16 protein-coding genes are annotated in these 17519 nt (G+C 72.5%); 10 read left to right on the top strand and 6 right to left on the bottom strand.

Going from position 1 to position 17519, the window contains the following annotated elements:
* Positions 1-78 precede the first annotated feature (78 nt).
* Positions 79-456: a WhiB family transcriptional regulator gene (locus BU198_RS08040; protein WP_223244097.1), complete on the bottom strand. Its 378-nt coding sequence runs from the start codon at positions 454-456 to the stop codon at positions 79-81.
* Positions 457-772: 316 nt separating this feature from the next.
* Positions 773-1474: a DUF1707 domain-containing protein gene (locus tag BU198_RS08035; protein WP_188296148.1), complete on the bottom strand. Its 702-nt coding sequence runs from the start codon at positions 1472-1474 to the stop codon at positions 773-775.
* A 207-nt stretch (positions 1475-1681) separates the two neighbouring features.
* Here BU198_RS08035 and BU198_RS08030 point away from each other — a divergent pair, with 207 nt between their 5' ends.
* The 3 genes from BU198_RS08030 (at position 1682) to BU198_RS08020 (ending at position 4020) form a co-directional block, all read left to right on the top strand.
* Complete coding sequence (locus BU198_RS08030) at positions 1682-3349, top strand: fumarate hydratase (protein ID WP_188296147.1); 1668 nt, start codon at positions 1682-1684, stop codon at positions 3347-3349.
* A 141-nt stretch (positions 3350-3490) separates the two neighbouring features.
* A complete protein-coding gene (locus BU198_RS08025; protein ID WP_188296146.1) occupies positions 3491-3763 on the top strand; it encodes a type II toxin-antitoxin system Phd/YefM family antitoxin in 273 nt (90 codons plus the stop codon).
* Entirely contained in the window at positions 3760-4020 is a 261-nt protein-coding gene (locus BU198_RS08020; RefSeq protein WP_188296145.1) for a Txe/YoeB family addiction module toxin, read from the top strand. The genes BU198_RS08025 and BU198_RS08020 overlap by 4 nt, the downstream gene beginning before the upstream one ends.
* 35 nt (positions 4021-4055) lie before the next feature.
* Here the strand turns inward: BU198_RS08020 and BU198_RS08015 are convergent, their stop codons facing one another.
* Positions 4056-4814: a GntR family transcriptional regulator gene (locus tag BU198_RS08015; RefSeq protein WP_188296144.1), complete on the bottom strand. Its 759-nt coding sequence runs from the start codon at positions 4812-4814 to the stop codon at positions 4056-4058.
* Positions 4815-4996: 182 nt separating this feature from the next.
* Between BU198_RS08015 and BU198_RS08010 the strand changes: the two genes are divergently transcribed.
* A complete protein-coding gene (locus tag BU198_RS08010) occupies positions 4997-5230 on the top strand; it encodes a hypothetical protein (RefSeq protein WP_188296143.1) in 234 nt (77 codons plus the stop codon).
* 182 nt (positions 5231-5412) lie between these two features.
* Here BU198_RS08010 and BU198_RS08005 read toward each other — a convergent pair whose 3' ends face one another.
* Positions 5413-5697, bottom strand: coding sequence for a hypothetical protein (locus BU198_RS08005; protein WP_188296142.1), 285 nt, complete (start codon positions 5695-5697; stop codon positions 5413-5415).
* Positions 5698-5911: 214 nt separating this feature from the next.
* Here BU198_RS08005 and BU198_RS08000 point away from each other — a divergent pair, with 214 nt between their 5' ends.
* The 3 genes from BU198_RS08000 (at position 5912) to BU198_RS07990 (ending at position 12085) form a co-directional block, all read left to right on the top strand.
* Positions 5912-8872: an AfsR/SARP family transcriptional regulator gene (locus BU198_RS08000; protein WP_188296141.1), complete on the top strand. Its 2961-nt coding sequence runs from the start codon at positions 5912-5914 to the stop codon at positions 8870-8872.
* A gap of 574 nt (positions 8873-9446) precedes the next feature.
* Positions 9447-10118, top strand: coding sequence for a methyltransferase domain-containing protein (locus BU198_RS07995; RefSeq protein WP_223244095.1), 672 nt, complete (start codon positions 9447-9449; stop codon positions 10116-10118).
* Between the two features lie 80 nt (positions 10119-10198).
* Entirely contained in the window at positions 10199-12085 is a 1887-nt protein-coding gene (locus BU198_RS07990) for a SpoIIE family protein phosphatase (protein WP_188296139.1), read from the top strand.
* 100 nt (positions 12086-12185) lie between these two features.
* Here BU198_RS07990 and BU198_RS07985 read toward each other — a convergent pair whose 3' ends face one another.
* Positions 12186-14375 (bottom strand): MMPL family transporter, encoded by a 2190-nt coding sequence (locus BU198_RS07985; RefSeq protein ID WP_188296138.1) that lies wholly within the window; start codon positions 14373-14375, stop codon positions 12186-12188.
* Between the two features lie 139 nt (positions 14376-14514).
* Here BU198_RS07985 and BU198_RS07980 point away from each other — a divergent pair, with 139 nt between their 5' ends.
* Positions 14515-15150, top strand: a complete 636-nt coding sequence (locus BU198_RS07980) for a TetR/AcrR family transcriptional regulator (protein WP_188296137.1) — start codon at positions 14515-14517, stop codon at positions 15148-15150.
* Between the two features lie 19 nt (positions 15151-15169).
* Here BU198_RS07980 and BU198_RS07975 read toward each other — a convergent pair whose 3' ends face one another.
* Entirely contained in the window at positions 15170-16120 is a 951-nt protein-coding gene (locus tag BU198_RS07975) for a LysR substrate-binding domain-containing protein (protein WP_317620016.1), read from the bottom strand.
* A gap of 190 nt (positions 16121-16310) precedes the next feature.
* On the opposite strand from BU198_RS07975, the gene BU198_RS07970 reads away from it, so the two are divergent.
* Positions 16311-16862: a peroxiredoxin gene (locus BU198_RS07970; RefSeq protein ID WP_188296135.1), complete on the top strand. Its 552-nt coding sequence runs from the start codon at positions 16311-16313 to the stop codon at positions 16860-16862.
* A gap of 3 nt (positions 16863-16865) precedes the next feature.
* Positions 16866-17408 carry an alkyl hydroperoxide reductase gene (locus BU198_RS07965; RefSeq protein WP_188296134.1) on the top strand — a complete coding sequence of 181 codons (543 nt, stop codon included), beginning with the start codon at positions 16866-16868 and terminating at the stop codon, positions 17406-17408.
* Positions 17409-17519: the final 111 nt, after the last annotated feature.

Here is a 17519-nt window from a genome sequence, read left to right as displayed (position 1 = left end):
GAACGCGCTTCGCGGCCCCGGCGGAATCCCCCTCCGCCGGGGCCGCGGCGCGTCCTCCGTCCCCTCTCGGACCCGCCGTCACCCGGCTATCCGGCGCCGCGCGGCCGCCGCCACCCTGGCCGCCTCGCGCAGCTCCGTGTCCCGGCGGCGACGCCGGGCCAGCACCACCCGCCGCTCGGCGGCCGTCAGCCCGCCCCAGACCCCGTACGGCTCCGGCTGGGCCAGCGCGTGCTCGCGGCACTCCAGCAGCACCGGGCAGCGGGCGCACACCTGTTTGGCCTGCTCCTCGCGCGACAACCGGGCCGCCGTCGGCTCCTTGGAGGGCGCGAAGAACAGCCCCACCTCGTCCCGCCGGCACGCCGCGCCGGTGTGCCAGGGATTGTCGTCGCCCGCGGGGGCACCGGCCGGACCGCCCGGGGGCTGCGGCTGCGGCCGGACGCCGGGGCGGCGCTCCAGCACCTGCGCGGCGGCGACTGGCGAGGTGGTGCGGGACTCGATCGGATGCAGCACGGCCGTACTCCTGACGAGGCTCTCGGACACGGGGACCCCTCGCTCCGCTGCCGGCTGCGAGCCCCCGCTGTCCAACCCCGGCACGGCCGCTCGGCCGCCTCCGGTGCGCAGCCGTACAAGAAGCGATGTGCGGAAGGAACTACCCCGCCCGGCCGCGATTCATGCACACTGCACGCAAACGACTACGCAGCGCACCGGCCGCAACGCCGAGCGCCCGGCCGGGAGTTGCTCCCCGGCCGGGCGCCGTGCAGGTCAATGGTGCTCAGTCGGTGCCGAGTTGGCGGCGCACCCACTCCTTCAGCTTCTTGCCGCGGCGCGGCTTGGCGGTGCAACCGCCGAACAGGGCAAGGCCCTTGACTCGGACAACCGGAGCGTACGGGTCCGCCGCGGTCTGCTCCCGGACGTCGAAGCCGCCGAACAGGCCGATCCCGCTGCCGTGCAGGCTGACGTTCTCCGGCACCCGGACGTCGACCCCGCCGAACATCGCCATGACGGTGATCTCCACCTCGGGAGACTCGAACACGGCGTCGCCCAGGTCGATCTCCACCCCGCCGAACGCGGCGAAGGCGCTCAGCTTCGAGCCCACCCGCCAGCGGCCCTTCCGGGACGCGCCGCCGAAGACGGCCACCACCCACGGGGACTCCTGGCGCGCGGGCGGCTGCGGCGGCGCCTGCGGGGCGTTCAGCGGCGGCTTCTCGAAGGACAGCGGACGGGCCGGCAGGTCCCTGGTCAGCGGCGCGAGGTCCCCGAAGGTCTTCGCGGCGTAGGCGGCCTCGATGCGCTCCGCGTGCTCGTCGGCGTCCAGCCGGCCCTCGGCGTAGGCGTCCCGCAGCAGCTCGGCGACCTTCTCGCGGTCGGCGTCGGAGACGCGCAGCTCCGCCTCCGCGACCGGCGCGTGCGGCCGTGGCGCCGCCGCGGCCCCGCCCTCGGGCCTGAGTACGGGCTTGGGTTCGGGTTTGGTCATCGGTACGGGCGCCGGCACCAGAGGCTGCCCCGGATCGTCCTGCGACGGCGAGTTTTCCACGGGGTCAGCCTAGTCGCTCGAACTGGGGCGCGAGTGAGCCCGGTCACGCAAGGCCGACCTGTCCGCATGCCGACTTCCGCCGGGTCCTACCCTGGATGGTGCTTCGCCGACGCAGCCGGACCAACTGGACACCTAAGGACCGCCCCCATGGCTCCCACGCCAGACTTCGAGTACAGCGACCTGCTCCCCCTGGGCGCTGACCCGACCCCGTACCGCAAGCTGACCTCCGAGGGTGTCTCCACCTTCGAGGCGGGCGGTCGCACCTTCCTCCAGATCGAGCCCGAGGCGCTGCGGCTGCTGACGGCCGAGGCGATGCACGACATCTCGCACTACCTGCGCCCCGCCCACCTCGCCCAGCTGCGCCGCATCCTGGACGACCCGGAGGCCAGCCCCAACGACCGCTTCGTCGCGCTCGACCTGCTGAAGAACGTCAACATCTCGGCCGGCGGCATCCTCCCGATGTGCCAGGACACCGGCACCGCGATCGTCATGGGCAAGCGCGGCCAGAACGTGCTGACCGAGGGCGGCGACGAGTCCGCCATCGCGCGCGGCGTCTTCGACGCGTACACCAAGCTCAACCTGCGCTACTCCCAGATGGCCCCGGTGACCATGTGGGACGAGAAGAACACCGGCAACAACCTGCCGGCCCAGATCGAGCTGTACGCCACCGACGGCGACGCGTACAAGTTCCTGTTCATGGCCAAGGGCGGCGGCTCCGCCAACAAGTCGTACCTGTACCAGGAGACCAAGGCCATCCTGAACGAGGCGAGCATGCTCTCGTTCCTGGAGCAGAAGATCCGCTCGCTGGGCACCGCGGCCTGCCCGCCGTACCACCTGGCCATCGTGATCGGCGGCACCAGCGCCGAGTTCGCGCTGAAGACCGCCAAGTACGCCTCGGCGCACTACCTGGACAGCCTGCCGACCTCGGGCGACGCGAAGACCGGCCACGGCTTCCGTGACCTGGAGCTGGAGGCCAAGGTCACCGAGCTGACCCAGAAGATCGGCATCGGCGCCCAGTTCGGCGGCAAGTACTTCTGCCACGACGTGCGCGTGGTGCGGCTGCCCCGCCACGGCGCCTCGCTGCCGGTCGCGATGGCCGTCTCCTGCTCCGCCGACCGCCAGGCGCTCGGCAAGATCACCGCCGAGGGCGTGTTCCTGGAGCAGCTGGAGACCGACCCGGCGAAGTACCTGCCGGACACCACCGACGAACACCTGGACGACGACGTGGTGCGCGTCGACCTCGACCAGCCGATGTCCGCGATCCGCGCCGAGCTGTCCAAGTACCCGGTGAAGACCCGGCTCTCGCTCACCGGCACCCTGGTGGTCGCCCGCGACATCGCCCACGCCAAGATCAAGGAGCGCCTGGACGCCGGCGAGGGCATGCCCAAGTACCTCCAGGACCACCCGGTCTACTACGCGGGCCCGGCCAAGACCCCCGAGGGCTACGCCTCCGGCTCCTTCGGCCCGACCACGGCCGGCCGGATGGACTCCTACGTCGACCAGTTCCAGGCGGCCGGCGGCTCGATGGTCATGCTGGCCAAGGGCAACCGCAGCAAGCAGGTCACCGACGCCTGCGCCGAGCACGGCGGCTTCTACCTCGGCTCGATCGGCGGCCCGGCCGCCCGCCTCGCCCAGGACTGCATCAAGAAGGTCGAGGTGCTGGAGTACGCCGAGCTGGGCATGGAGGCGGTCTGGCGCATCGAGGTCGAGGACTTCCCGGCCTTCATCGTCGTCGACGACAAGGGCAACGACTTCTTCCGCGAGACCACCGAGGGCCCGCTGATCACCAGCCTGCGGATCCGCTCCAAGGAGTAGCCCGCCCCGCTCCCTCACCCCCGCCCCGGCCGCCCCTGCGGCCGGGGCGGGCTTCTTGTCGGCACATCGGCGTGGCATCCGGTACCGGATACTCGCACCATCGGGGTACGGGAATCCGGTACGGACACGAAGGGCGCTCCGATGGCGATCAGCGCGAGCGAAGCACGCACCCAGCTCTTTCCGTTGATCAAGAAGGTCAACGACGACCACGCGCCGATAAGGATCACCTCCAAGGGCGGGGACGCCGTCCTGATGTCCGCCGAGGACTACGACTCGTGGCAGGAGACGATCCACCTGCTGCGCTCTCCCGCCAACGCGCGGAGGCTCATGGAGGCCGTCGCCCGGGACAGGGCCGGCCACCCGGGCGTCAGCAGGACCGTGGAGGAGCTGGAAGCACTGGCGGGTGAGGTGTGAGGAGCGTCCACTTCGACCCGGACGCCTGGGAGGACTTCCTCTTCCGGCTCGGATCGAACCGGAAGATGGCCCAACGGATCACCCGCCTCGTCGGCGAGATCCAGCGGGACCCGTTCGGCGGGATCGGGAAGCCCGAGCCGCTGAAGGGCGACCTGGCCGGCTACTGGTCGCGCCGGATCGACGACGAGCACCGACTGGTGTACCGGGCCGACGAGAAGGAAGTGAAGATCCTCAAGGCCCGCTACCACTACCAGTAGCGAAGGGCGGCCGGCGGGCCAGGCGGTCAGAACGGCTAGGCGTCGAAGTCGTACTCCAGGACGTACGAGGCGGAGTCCAGGATCATCTCGTTGAGCTCGACGACCTGGCCCTCGTCGGCGAAGGCGGTGCGGCAGATCAGGATGACCGGGGTGCCGGCGGCGAGCTCCAGCCGGGCGGACTCCTCCGCGCCGGGCATCCGGGAGCGGACCTCCTCGCGGAAGTGCACGGGCTTGGCGCCGATCTCGGCGAGCCGGGCGTAGGTGCCGCCGGGGCCGGTGTCCTCACGGGTGATGGCGGTGCCCGCGACCAGGACGGCGGGCAGGTACGAGGTCGAGAGCAGCACCGGCTTGCCGTCCAGGACGAAGCGGCGGTGCCGCACGCACATCGGGGCGCCGGGATCGACCCCGAGCACCCGCGCCACGTGCTCGGGCGCGCCCTGCTCGGTGACGGACACCTGGTCGACCACCAGGCTGCGGTTGTCGATGTCCGCCGACCATATCGACCGGCCCGAACCCCACTGCCCCTGCGCCAGCCGCTGGATGCCGCGCCGGCGCAGCGGCCGGAACTCCCGGACGAACACCCCGGCGCCGCGGCGCGCCTCGGCGAGGCCCTCGCTCTGCAGCACGCCCAGCGCCTGACGGGCGGTCATCCGGGCCACGCCGTACTCGTCCATGAGGTCGTTCTCGCCGGGCAGGCGGTCCCCCGCGCGGTACCGGCCGGCGTCGATGGCCGTCTTCAGCGCTTCGGCGATCCGCTGGTACTTGGGCTGCTTGTCGCCACTGCTGCCGGTCATCTCCGCTCCCTCTGCCTGGGACAAATCGTAGGCGCGCCCACGGTCGCCGGTAAGCAGATACGACGACCGTTGACATCTCTAGAGATATTAGCTTCTCTAGAGATGCTGGCCAGTCGCCGACCAGAGCGAGGAGCAGCACGGTGAGCACCCGACAGCGAAACGCCCCGGCCTACCGGCCACACGTGGGTGAACTCGTCCTCGACCGGAGGACCGGACGCACCGGCATCTACATGGACACCATCGGCGGTGAGCACTACCTGCGCCCCGAGACGGGCGGCCGGGAATGGACCGCCGAACCGCACCAGGTCGACCCCGCCCCCGGGCCCGGCGATTCAGCCGAATACGATCTTCTCCGTCGATTTCGGCAAAACGCAGGCAAACGGCAACATTCCGACCGCCGCAATCCCCCCGGGTGAATCCGGAATTCCGGAACGCCCCGTACCCGTCGTCGGGCACGTTACGGATATCGCCGGTCACCATGAGTGCACCACGGGCACGTTTCGGCCACCGGCATGCCCGCCGCGTGAAGCGACGCGCACATAACAGACGAGTGCCCCCGGCCCGGACGGGGGCACGGGGACACTCGACCGGAAACGGCTTACGGGTGGCCGCCCACGACGCTCTCCGGCACGTACTTCTTGCCCGGCTCACCGGTGGCCGGCGCAGTCGGCTCCACCACGTGCTCGGCCTCGTCGCCGAAAAGCCCGGACTCTATGTCCGCCTTCTGCTCGTCGGTCGGCGCGGCGTACTCGGCCGGGTTCGAGGCCGCGGTGACCGCACCCTCGACAGCCTTGCCCGCCTCCACAGCGGCGGCCGGGGCCTCGGTCTTCGCCTCGTTCTCGGGCTTCGACGCCACCGGGTTCTCGCTCTGGTCGTTGGCCATTGGGCGGCCGCCTTTCGGTCATCAAATGTGTCTTGCCCGGCCTCCGTGGCACGGGCGCGGGGACAGTATCGTAGGGTTGATTAAATGTCCGATAAACATCGTGCGACTTGCGGTGCCGTCCGGCAGAGTCGGCCGTCCGCCTAAGCTGAAGCACCGCGGCGGACCGCCGAGCGCCCTTTCACGGAATCGACACCACAGGCCATCGGGGGACTTCATGGAGTTTCGGGAGACGCCGCAGGCCTCTGCGCTGCGCTTCCAAGTCCTCGGCCCGGTCCAGGCCTGGCTCGACGGCAACCCCGTCCCCCTCGGATCCCCCCAGCAGCAAGCCGTTCTGACAGCCCTTCTGCTGCATTCCGGACGCCCGGTCGCCACGCAGGACCTGGTCGACGCGCTCTGGGGCGAACGGCCTCCGGCCCAGGCCGTGGCCGCACTGCGGACCTATGTCTCCCGCCTGCGCTCCGTCATCGAGCCCCGCCGGGAGATTCGCCGGCCCGCCGAGCTGCTGGTCTCGGTCGCCGACGGGTACGCACTGCGCATCCCGGGCGAGGCGCTCGACCTGACGGTCTTCGAACGGCTCTCCACCGAGGCCGCCGCCGCCAGGACCGCCGGCGACAGGCACGAGGTCCACCGACTGCTGGCGCAGGCGCTGGACCTGTTCAGCGGCCGCCCGCTCACCGGCATCCCCGGCCCCTACGCCGACAGCCAGCGGCTCCGGCTCGCCGAACGCCAGGTGACCGCCGCCGAGGAGCTGTGCGCCGCCGCCCTCGACATCGGCCTGCACGCGGAGGTCGTCGGCGAGCTGAACAACCTGACGGCCGAGCACCCGCTGCGCGAGCGCCTGCGCGAGCTGCTGATGCTGGCGCTGTACCGCTGCGGACGCCAGGCCGAGGCGCTCGGCGTCTACTCCGACACCCGCAAGCTGCTGATCGAGGAACTCGGGGTCGAACCGGGCGCGGGCCTGTCCACGATGCACACACGCATCCTCGCGGCCGACCCCGCTCTCCTCCTCTCCGCCTCGTCCGCCCCCATCGCCCGCGACGACGGCTCGGCCGCAACCCCGGCCCCGGCCCAACTCCCGGCTGATGTATCGGACTTCAGCGGCCGTACCGAGCTGGTGGGTGACCTCTCCGCGGTCCTGATGAACGCCACCGGGCAGGCCGTGGTGGTGACCTCGCTGGCCGGCATCGGCGGCGTCGGCAAGACCACCCTCGCGGTGCACGTCGCCCACCGGGTCCGGGCCGAGTTCCCCGACGGACAGCTGTACGTGGACCTGCGTGGAGCCGGCACCTCGCCGGCCGACCCCGTCGTCGTCCTCGGTGACTTCCTGCACGCGCTCGGCGTCACCGAGAACCCCGACTCGCTCGAACAGCGCTCCGCCCTCTATCGCTCGCTGCTCGCCAACCGGCGGATGCTCATCCTGCTGGACAACGCCCGCGACGCCGACCAGATCCGGCCGCTGATCCCAGGCGTCTCAGGCTGCGCGGTGCTCGCCACCAGCCGCTCCCGGCTGGCCGGCATCCCGGGTGCACAGCTCTTCGACGTCGAGGAGCTGACCTCGGACGAGGCGCTGGCGCTCTTCTCGGCCATCGTCGGTGAGCAGCGGGTCGCCGCCGAGCCGGAGGCCGCCACGGCAGTGATCACCGCCTGCGGCTTCCTGCCGCTGGCCGTCCGCATCGCCGCCGCCCGGCTGGCCAGCCGTCCGCGCTGGAGCGTCTCCGACCTGGCCCGTCGGTTAGCCGACCAGCGCCGCCGGCTGGACGAGCTCCAGCTCGGCAACCTCGCCGTGGAGACCACCATCGGGCTCGGCTACGGTCAGCTGTCCCCGGCCGAGGCCCGCGCCTTTCGGCTGCTCGCCCTGATCGACTCCCCCGACATCCCGCTGGCGGCCGCCGCGGCGCTGCTCGGCATGGACGAGTACACCGCCGAGGACCTCGCCGAGGCGCTGGTCGAGGCGAACATGCTGGAGTGCTTCACGCCCGGCCGCTACCGCTACCACGACCTGCTCCGGCTCTATGCCCAGCGGCAGAACGAGCGGATCGGGGACACCGAGGAGCAGGAGCAGGCGGTTCTGCGGCTGCTCGGCCTGCTGATCCCGACCGTGCGCAACGCGGCACAGGTCATCGAGCCGGACGACCAGCTGCCCGAACTGCTGACCACTCTCACCTCGCCTGGTCTCGACCTGCCGACGAGTCAGGCCGCCCAGGACTGGCTCGGCACCGAGGGTGCCCTGGTGCTCAGCGCCGCCGAGGCGGCGGCGAGCGGCCCCGGAACCCTGCAACGTGCTGCCATCGACCTGCTGAACTACCTGTTCAGCATCGACCCGGACCCGACCCGCGGCCCGCGCGTGCTCCGGGTCCTGGAGGCCATCGGCGAGGACGCCCAGCGCCGTGACGACTCCGCCGGGATCGCCCGGGTGTACTTCGTCCTCGGCACCCTCCAGTCCGTCACCAGCGACTTCCAGGGCTCCGAGCAGTCCTTCCGCCGGAGCCTGAAGCACCAGGCCTCGGACGAACCGACCGTCCTCCTCCTCGCCACGGCCAACATGCTGGGCGTGATCCTGAACGTGGGCAACCGTCCGGCGGAGGCGCTGCCGTTCCTCGAACAGGCCAGGGCCACCAGCCAGGCCGTCGCCGCGCCCGTCCTCGAGGCCAGGATCGTCAGCAACATGGCCCGGGTGCAGCACCGGCTCGGCATGACCGGGACGGCGATCCGCTCCGCCGAGGAGGGCGTCGCCGCCGCCAGGGCGTCCAGGAACGGTCCGCTGCTCGCCCAGACCCTCTACCAGCTGGGCGTGGTGCTCCCCGGCGGCGAGGCCGTGCCGCACCTGCGGGAGGCGCACCGGCTGTACCGGACCCAGCGCAACTCGCTGTGGGAGGGCTACACCCTGGCCAGGCTCGCCTCCGCCCTGCTGGTCTCCGAGCAGCCCGCCGAGGCGGCCTCGGCGGCCGGCGAGTCGCTGGCGATCGGGCAGGAGATGGACTCCGCCTACTGCCAGGGGCTGGCGAACGCCACGCTGGGCGAGGCCCTGTTGACGCTCGCCCAGCCGGCCCGTGGACTCGCCTGCCTCCAGGAGGCACACGCGATCTTCACTCGGCTCGGTGTGCCTGAGGCCTCCCCCGTGGCGGACCTCATCTCCCAGCAGCACACCGAGCCCCTCTCTCCCCCCGCGCCGTAAGGCCTCCGTTCCCCCCACGGAGCACCTCCCCCGTTCCGCGCGCTGGCGCTCCCGCAGCCCCCCGGCTGCGGGAGCGCCCTCAACGCTTCCCCGGCGCTGGACTCCACTGTGCACCGGACCGATTGACGTTCGATAAACGTCAGATAGTCAGCCCACGGATCGGAGAAACCGCAGGTCATCGACGCTCTCCAGGCGCGCCGTCCGGCGTGCGGGCTCCGGCGCACAACCCCGCCCGCACCCTCGTGCTTCCGCAACTCCGGCCACACCGGACCAAGCACGGCGAGTTGGCCGGAAAGGGACCCCATGGCGCAGTGATCACGCATATTCTCAGATGCCAGTACGCACACGAGTGTCTGCCGGAAACGCGTCGGGGTGCAGTCCGTCCGTGTGGTGCGCAGAGCGTGATGTACCGCCACCGGCAGCGGCCCGAGAGGCCGCGGAGGAGCCACCGGAGGCCACGGGTGGAAGGGTGCCTCGCAACGTGACGACCGGACAGATATCCGACCCGTTCCCCGTCGGCGAGGACGCCGGGGACGACGAGCCCGAGGTACGCCGCCGCCGTGCGGCCCGGGCCCTGCAGGCGGTCGCCTTCGACACCATCGGCAACGGGTACGGCGAGGCCTTCCCCGCCAAGGACGGACAGCTGGCCTGCGGCCGGCGGCTGCTCGCCGGGCTCGAACCCGGCGCCCGGGTCCTGGACGTGGGCTGCGGCACCGGCGACCCGACCGTCCGCCAGCTGGCCGCCGCCGGGCTCCGGGTCACCGGTGTGGACCTCTCCGACGGGATGCTCACCCTGGCCGGGCGGACCGGCTTCCCCGGCGAATTCCCGCCGGTGTTCCATCGGATCGACCTGTACGATCTGGCCACCGAGCGCGCGGACCGGGTCTGGAACGCCCCCGGACTGGGGCCGGACGGCCGGGGCCGCTTCGCCGCCGTCACCGCGTTCTTCTCGCTGATCCTCCTGCCCCAGGACGAGATCCCGACCGTGCTCCGGCGGCTGCGCGAACTCCTGCGGCCGGACGGACTGCTGGCGCTCGGTATGGTCGAGGCCGACCTGGATCACGTTCCGCTTCCGTTCCTTGGCAGAGAGCTGCGGATCAGTGGGTATCTGAGGGAGGATCTGGAGCGGGTTCTGGTCTCGGCCGGCTTCGCCGTCGAGGAGTGCTCGGGGCATCCGTACGCGCCGGCCAGTACCTCGCTGCCGCCGGAGGAACAGCTGTTCCTGTGCTGTCGACGCGTCGGCTGATCGAACCGGGACAGCAGGCCGCACCCGCGGCCGCGCAACAGAACAGCTCACCGACCACACCGAATCCAGGACAGGCAGCCGTGCGCGACCAGCTCAAGACCGAGGCGGAGCAGCCGACCGCCGTCCCGGGCCAGCGCCGCCAGGTCCCGGCCCCGGCCCCGGCCGTGACACCGGCCCTGACCCTGGCCCCGGCTGCGCCGGCGGGCCCGGCGAGGCGAACGGCCGCACGTCCGGAGCGCACCGAGATGGCGGACCGCCTGGCGTACCTCGACTCGGCGACCCGGCGGATCAACAGCGCCCTGGACCTCGCCGCGACGCTGCGCAACATCGGCCGGGTGCTGGTCCCGACCATCGCCGACGCCGCCGTCGTCCACCTGCGCGACCCGCTGCCCAACGTGGAACGCGAGCCCGGCTTCCCCGAGGAGCTGCGGATACACCACAGCACCGGCACCCGGATCGGCCGCCGCGGCCGCCCGAGCGGTCTGGACGACCGGCGGCGCTCCCGCTACGGCGCCCGCTCCACCGCCGACGGCGGCCCGGCCACCCCGGTGACCCGCGGCGGTGCGCTCGCCCACGCCCTGCTGAGCCGCCGCCCCGCCGAACCGGCCGTCCTCGGCACCCCGGGCGCCGCGCGCACCGAGGTCCTGCTCCGCGAGCTGTACGGCCCCCGCGGGGTGGCCCGGCTGGCGGCCGGCACCTCCGTCCTCGCCCTGCCGCTGCGCGGCCGCAAGGCCGTCCTCGGGCTGCTGATACTGATCCGCCGCCCTCCCGAACGCACCGGCCGCCCGGTCTTCGACGCCGCGGACACCGCGACCGCGGCGCACCTCGCCACCCAGGCCGGGCTGGCCGTGGACACCGCGCTGCGCTACGCCCGCGAGTGGGAGATAGCGAACGAACTCCAGCGCAGCATGCTGCCGCTGCGCCTGCCGCAGTCGCACGGTGTGCGGATCGCCCAGCGCTACCTGCCCGGTGAGCGCGGCGCGCAGGTCGGCGGCGACTGGTACGACGCCGTCCCGCTGCCCGGCAACCGGGTCGCCCTGATCGTCGGCGACGTGATGGGCCACTCGCTCACCTCGGCCGCGATCATGGGTCAGCTGCGCACCAGCGCCCAGACCCTGGCCGCCCTCGACCTGCCACCGCACGAGGTGCTCTACCACCTGGACGAGCAGGCCCAGCGGCTCGGCCGCGAACAGCACCTGGCCACCTGCGTGTACGCGGTGTACGACCCGATCGCCAACCGGGTGGTGATGGCCAACGCCGGTCACGTCCCGCCGGTGCTGGTCCGCCCCGACGGGACGGCCGAGCTGGTGGAGCTGGACTCCGGGGCGCCGATCGGCGTCGGCGGGGTGGACTTCAACTCGGTCGAACTGCCCGCGCCGCCTGGTTCGGCGCTGCTGCTGTTCACCGACGGCCTGGTGGAGACCCGTACCCGCCCGATCAGCGACGGCCTGGAGCTGCTCCGCGCCCGGATCGCCGCGGCCCGCTGGCAGTCCCCCGAGCAGTTGTGCCAGGAGGCGCTGCGGATCCTGCCGCCCGGCGACCGCGGCGACGACATCGCCCTGCTCGGCGCCTGCTTCGACGGCATCCCGGCCGGGGACGTCGCGCACTGGTACCTCCAGCCGCGCAACGAGACGCCGGGCCGGGCCCGCCGGCTGGCCGCGCACACGCTGCGCCGCTGGGGGCTGGACCAGCTCTGCGAGGCGACCGAGCTGATGGTCAGCGAGCTGGTGACCAACGCCGTCCAGCACGCGACCCGGCCGGTCACCCTGAGCCTGGTGCGCACCTCCCGGCTGCGCTGCGAGGTCGGCGACGACAGCCCGCTGCTGCCGCGCCCGCGCCGCACCGGTCCCGAGGACGAACGCGGACGCGGGCTCCAGATAGTCGCCCGGTCCGCGGACCGCTGGGGCGCGACCCGGCTGGGCACCGGCAAGGTGGTCTGGTTCGAGCAGCGGCTGCCGCAGCCGTAACCCCCGGTCCCGGCCCGGGTCGCGGCGGCGCGCCCGGCGGGAACGGTCCCACCGGGCGCCTCGTACGGGCCGTCGGCCCCCGTCCGTCAGGCCCTGTCCGTCAGACCCCGGCCGGTTCCTTCGCCGGCTGCTCCTGCTCCGCCAGGCGGGCGATCAGCTGCTCGCCCTCCATGTCCACCCGCGGCACGACCTTCTCCAGCCGCTTCGGGAACCACCAGGCGGCCCTGCCGAACAGCGCCATCGCGGCCGGCACCAGTGCCATCCGCACCACGAAGGCGTCCACCAGCACGCCCACCGCGAGGGCGAAGCCGATCGGCTGGACGATCGGGTCGTGGCCGAAGACGAACGAGCCGAACACCGCCACCATGATCAGCGCGGCCGCGGTGACCACCCTGGCCCCGTTCCGCACACCGGCCACCACGGCCTCGCGCGGCGCCGCGCCGTGGACGTGCTGCTCCTTCATCCCGGAGACCAGGAACAGCTCGTAGTCCATCGCCAGCCCGAACAGCACGCCGATCAGCAGGATCGGCACGAAGCTCACCACGGGGCCGACCTTGGGCACGTCGATCAGCCCGTCCAGCCAGCCCCACTGGTAGACCGCGACCACCGCGCCGAGCGAGGCGGTGACGCTGAGCAGGAAGCCGGCCACCGCCTTGAGCGGGACGAGCACCGAGCGGAACGCCAGCGCCAGCAGCACCACCGCGATGCCGACGATCACCGCGAGGAACGGCGGCAGCGCCTGGCCGAGCTTGGTGGAGACGTCGATGTTGGCGGCCGTGGTGCCGGTGACGGCGATGTCCGCGCCGGTCGCCGCCTTCAGCTCCGCCTTCCGGTCACGGATCTCGTTGACCAGCGCCCTGGTGTCCGCGTGGTCGGGACCGGTCCGCGGGATGACGGTCACCAGCGCGGTGCCGCTCGCCTGGTCGACGGCCGGCGGCAGCAGCGTCCCGACGCCCTTGAGGGTCTGGAGCTCCGCGGCCACGCCCTGCACCGCCTGCTCGGGCCGCGGCGCGCCCGCGGCGTCCACCACGACCACCAGCGGCGCGTTGAAACCCGGCCCGAAACTGTCGCCGACCAGGTCGTACGCCTTGCGCGCGTCCGTCCCCGCGGCCTGCGAACCGCCGCCCGGCAGGCCCAGGTCCAGGCTCGCGGCGGGCACCGCCAGGGCGCCGAGACCGGCCAGTCCGACCAGCAGGACGGGCAGCGGGCGGCGGACCACGAAGCGGCCCCAGCGCTCGCCCAGGGTGGTGCGGCCGCCGGTGCGCAGTGCCCGCTTCCAGACCGGCAGCCGGTCGATCCGGCGACCGGCGAAGCCGAGCAGCGCGGGCAGCAGGGTGATCGCCACCAGGACGGCCACCACCACGGCGGCGGAGGCGGCCAGGCCCATCACGGTGAGGAACGGGACGCCCGCGACGGCCAGTCCGGCGAGGGCCACGACCACGGTCAGCCCGGCGAAGACGACGGCGCTGCCGGCGGTCGCGGTGGCCCGGGCGGCGGCCTCGTCCGGCTCCAGCCCCTCGTCCAGGTGGCGGCGGTGCCGGGAGACGATGAACAGCGCGTAGTCGATGCCGACCGCGAGGCCGACCATCAGGGCGAGCACCGGCGCGGTGGTGATGATCTCGAAGGAGCCGGAGAGCGCCAGGATCCCGGCCATCGCCACGCCGATCCCGACCAGGGCGGTCAGCAGCGGCAGCCCGGCGGCGACCAGCGTGCCGAGGGTGATCACCAGGACCACCCCGGCGACCACCAGGCCGACCGCCTCGGCGCCGCCCTCGATCTCGGCCATCCGGTTGTACGCGTCGCCGCCGAAGGCCACGTCCAGCCCGGCCGCGCGGGCCGGCTCGGCGGCGGCCTTCACGGCCTCGCGCTGCCGGTCGGTGACGTCGGCGAGCTTGTGGTCGAAGGAGACCAGGGCGATCGCGACCCGGCCGTCGGGCGAGACGGCTCCGGTCGCGTACGGGTCGGGCACCGCGGCCACGCCGGGGACGGCGGCGATCCGGCCGACCGCCTCGCCGATCGCCTTGCCCGCCTCCGGGGCGGTGGCGCCGCCGGGGGCCGGGGCGGCGAAGACGACCTGGGCGGAGCCGTGGCCCTGCTCGGGGAAGGTGTCCTTGATCCGGTCCAGCGTGCTCTGTGCCTCGGTGCCCGGCACCTTGAACTCGTCGCTGGTCTTGCCGGCGAAGGCGCCGGCGGCGCCGCCGACCGCGATCAGCAGGGCGATCCAGACCGCCAGCACGGCGCGCCTTCGCCGGAAGCTGAAGTGCCCCAGTCGGTACAGGTAGGTGGCCATGGGTCCCCTCGGTCTGTCGTCGGACAGGCGGCTGCCTGGACGGAACCCGCCCCACGGTAGACGTAACTTTGTCAGCTGACAAAGTTGGGCGACAAAATCGCATGACACAGTTGCCCGACCGTAGCGCTACCCTGGCTGGATGGCTCACGTCCCCGCCTCCGAGCGCCGACCCCAACTGGTCCAGGCCGCGATCGACCTGATGGCCCGGGAAGGAATCGCCGCCGGCAGCACCCGCGCCATCGCGGCCGAGCTGGGCGTGGCGCAGGCGACGGTGCACTACACCTTCGGCACCAAGAAGGACCTCTACCGGGCGGTCGTCGAGCAGCTGAAGTCCGACTTCGTCGGCGAGGTGCGCGCCGCCTCCCCCGGCGACGGCGCGTTCGGCGAGCAGGTCCGCACCCTGGTGCACGCGCTCTGGGAGGCCACCACCGGCGAGCACGGGCGCTGCGTGCTGCTGAGCGAGTTCGAGGCGCTGGCGATGCGCGACCCGGACATGCGGGAGATCATGCTCGGGCTCCAGCACGACATCGAGGGCACCGCCACCGAGATGATCGGCGCCCTCGCGGCCGCCCACGGCCTGGCCCTGGCCGTGCCCGCCCACCGGATCGCCGTCCACTTCCTCAGTGGTTTCGACGGACTGACGGCCCGCCACCTCGCCCTGCGCAGCCCCGGGGACCGGCCGGGACCGGACACCGTGGAGGCACTGGAGCTGCTGGTCGCGACGACCGTCGGGCTCTGCCTGGGCACCCCGGCGGTGGGCCGGCCCACGCCGTAACGCCCGCCGGGGACGGGCCTCAGGAGACGATCCGGACCGGAAGCTCCACCAGCACCTCGCGCAGCGCCGCCGCGAAGCGCTCGTACTCGGCGTTGCGGGCCGAGCCCGGCCGGACGGCCAGCCCGATCCGGCGGCCGGGGGCCGGGGCGGCGAAGCGGACGGCGGCCAGCCGGTCGGTGCGTCCGGCTTCGACGTCCAGCGCGGTGGCGGGCAGCAGGGTCACTCCGAGGCCGCCGGCCACCAGCTGGACCAGGGTGGACAGGCCGGCCGCGCGGGTGGTCGAACCCGTCGGGTCGACGCCGACCTCGCGGCAGATGTCCAGCGCCTGGTCGCGCAGGCAGTGGCCCTCCTCCAGCAGCAGCACGTCCAGGTCGAGCAGCACGTCGCGCGGCACGTCGATCCGTCCGGCGAGCGGGTGGCCGGGCGGAGTGAGCAGCACGAAGTCCTCGTCGAACAGCGGGATGTCCCTGGTCGGCGAAGCCCCGCCGGCCGGCAGCGCGAGCAGCAGGACGTCCAGCCGCCCGGCGGCCAGGCCCTCCAGCAGTGAGGAGGTGCGCTCCTCGTGGACGTGCAGCTCCAGCTCCGGGAAGCCGTCGCGGACCAGCCGCAGCACGGTGGGCAGCAGGTAGGGCGCGACGGTCGGGATGACGCCCAGGTGGAGCGGCCCGGTGAACGGGCGGCGGGCGGCCTCGACCTCCTCGGTGAGGGCCTGGAGGGAGGCGAGCACCCGGCGGGCGTGCTGGTGCACACGCTCCCCCAGTGGGGTGACAATCACCTTGCGCGTCGTACGCTCGACCAGTTGCGCGCCGAGCGACTCCTCCAGCGCCGCGACCGCCCCTGACAGTGCCGGTTGGCTGGTCCCGGTGGCGGCGGCGGCCTCACGGAAGTGCCGGTGCTCGGCCACCGCGACGAAGGCCCGGAGCTGGGCGACCGTCGGGGTGCGGGGGCTGCGGACTGTGGCGCTCGCCACAGTCGGGGCGGCCTTGGCGCCGGCCTTCCTGCGGGGACCCGGCCGCGACATGGGGGATTCGGTACTGATAACAATCTCCGATCAGACACATCCAGTGTAGCTATTTCCCTGATCAGTCCACGATGTGGAACTGTGAGTGGTGTCCGGATTCCGGACAAACTCCCCTCACCTCACTTCAGGAGAAGCGAACGTGCTCACGATTGGTGACAAGTTCCCCGAGTTCGACCTCAAGGCCTGTGTCGACCTGGACGCCGCGAGTGCCTTCGCCGACATCAACCACAAGTCCTACGAGGGCAAGTGGAAGGTCGTCTTCTTCTGGCCGATGGACTTCACCTTCGTCTGCCCGACCGAGATCGCCGCGTTCGGCAAGCTGAACGACGAGTTCGCCGACCGCGACGCCCAGATCCTCGGCGTCTCCGGCGACTCCGAGTTCGTGCACCACGCCTGGCGCAAGGACCACAAGGACCTGCGCGACCTGCCGTTCCCGATGCTGGCCGACGTCAAGCACGACCTGATGCGCGCCTGCGGCGTGGAGGGCGAGGACGGTACCGCCCAGCGCGCCGTCTTCATCGTGGACCCGAACAACGAGATCCAGTTCGTCATGGTGACCGCTGGCTCCGTCGGCCGTAACCCCAAGGAGGTCCTGCGGGTGCTGGACGCCCTGCAGACCGACGAGCTGTGCCCGTGCAACTGGAGCAAGGGCGAGGACACCCTCGACGCCCAGGCCCTGCTGGCGGGCTGACCCATGGCCCTCGACGACCTGAAGGCCGCCCTCCCGGACTACGCCAAGGACCTCAAGCTCAACCTGGGCTCGGTCATCGGCAACTCCGACCTCCCCGCCCAGCAGCTCTGGGGCACCGTGCTGTCCTGCGCGATGGCCACCCGCAGCCCCGGCCTGCTGCGCGAGCTGGAGCCCGAGGCCAAGGCCAACCTCTCCCCGGAGGCGTACACCGCCGCCAAGGGCGCGGCCGCGATCATGGGGATGAACAACGTCTACTACCGGACGCTGCACCTGCTCTCCGACAAGGAGTACAGCACGATGCGGGCCGGTCTGCGGATGAACATCATCGGCACCCCGGGCGTCGAGAAGATCGACTTCGAGCTCTGGTGCTTCGCGGTCTCGGCCATCAACGGCTGCGGCCAGTGCCTCGACTCGCACGAGGCCGTCCTGCGCAAGGCCGGCGTCGAGCGCGAGGTCATCCAGGCCTCGATGAAGATCGCCGCCGTCCTGCAGGCCGTGGCCGGCGTCCTCGACTCCGAGGCCGCCCTGGCCGCCGTCGACGCCTGACGCACCCCGGCACCCCGACGGGCCGCTCCCGGACACCACGTCCGGGAGCGGCCCGTCGTCGTTCTCCCGGACCGCGCCGCGCCTCGGGCCGGCGGCCCCGCCGTGGGGGGG

The organism is Streptomyces sp. CBMA156 (genome assembly GCF_014596515.1).
GTDB lineage: Bacteria > Actinomycetota > Actinomycetes > Streptomycetales > Streptomycetaceae > Kitasatospora.
This window is presented reverse-complemented; position numbering and strand designations above follow the sequence as displayed.

Bases quoted from the DNA above. Each gene is read 5' to 3' on its own strand.
- BU198_RS08030 (WP_188296147.1), top strand. From the start codon at position 1,682: ATGGCTCCCACGCCAGACTTCGAGTACAGCGACCTGCTCCCCCTGGGC.
- BU198_RS08025 (WP_188296146.1), top strand. From the start codon at position 3,491: ATGGCGATCAGCGCGAGCGAAGCACGCACCCAGCTCTTTCCGTTGATC.
- BU198_RS08035 (WP_188296148.1), bottom strand. From the start codon at position 1,474: ATGACCAAACCCGAACCCAAGCCCGTACTCAGGCCCGAGGGCGGGGCC.
- BU198_RS07980 (WP_188296137.1), top strand. From the start codon at position 14,515: ATGGCTCACGTCCCCGCCTCCGAGCGCCGACCCCAACTGGTCCAGGCC.
- BU198_RS07985 (WP_188296138.1), bottom strand. From the start codon at position 14,375: ATGGCCACCTACCTGTACCGACTGGGGCACTTCAGCTTCCGGCGAAGG.
- BU198_RS08015 (WP_188296144.1), bottom strand. From the start codon at position 4,814: ATGACCGGCAGCAGTGGCGACAAGCAGCCCAAGTACCAGCGGATCGCC.
- BU198_RS07965 (WP_188296134.1), top strand. From the start codon at position 16,866: ATGGCCCTCGACGACCTGAAGGCCGCCCTCCCGGACTACGCCAAGGAC.
- BU198_RS08005 (WP_188296142.1), bottom strand. From the start codon at position 5,697: ATGGCCAACGACCAGAGCGAGAACCCGGTGGCGTCGAAGCCCGAGAAC.
- BU198_RS08000 (WP_188296141.1), top strand. From the start codon at position 5,912: ATGGAGTTTCGGGAGACGCCGCAGGCCTCTGCGCTGCGCTTCCAAGTC.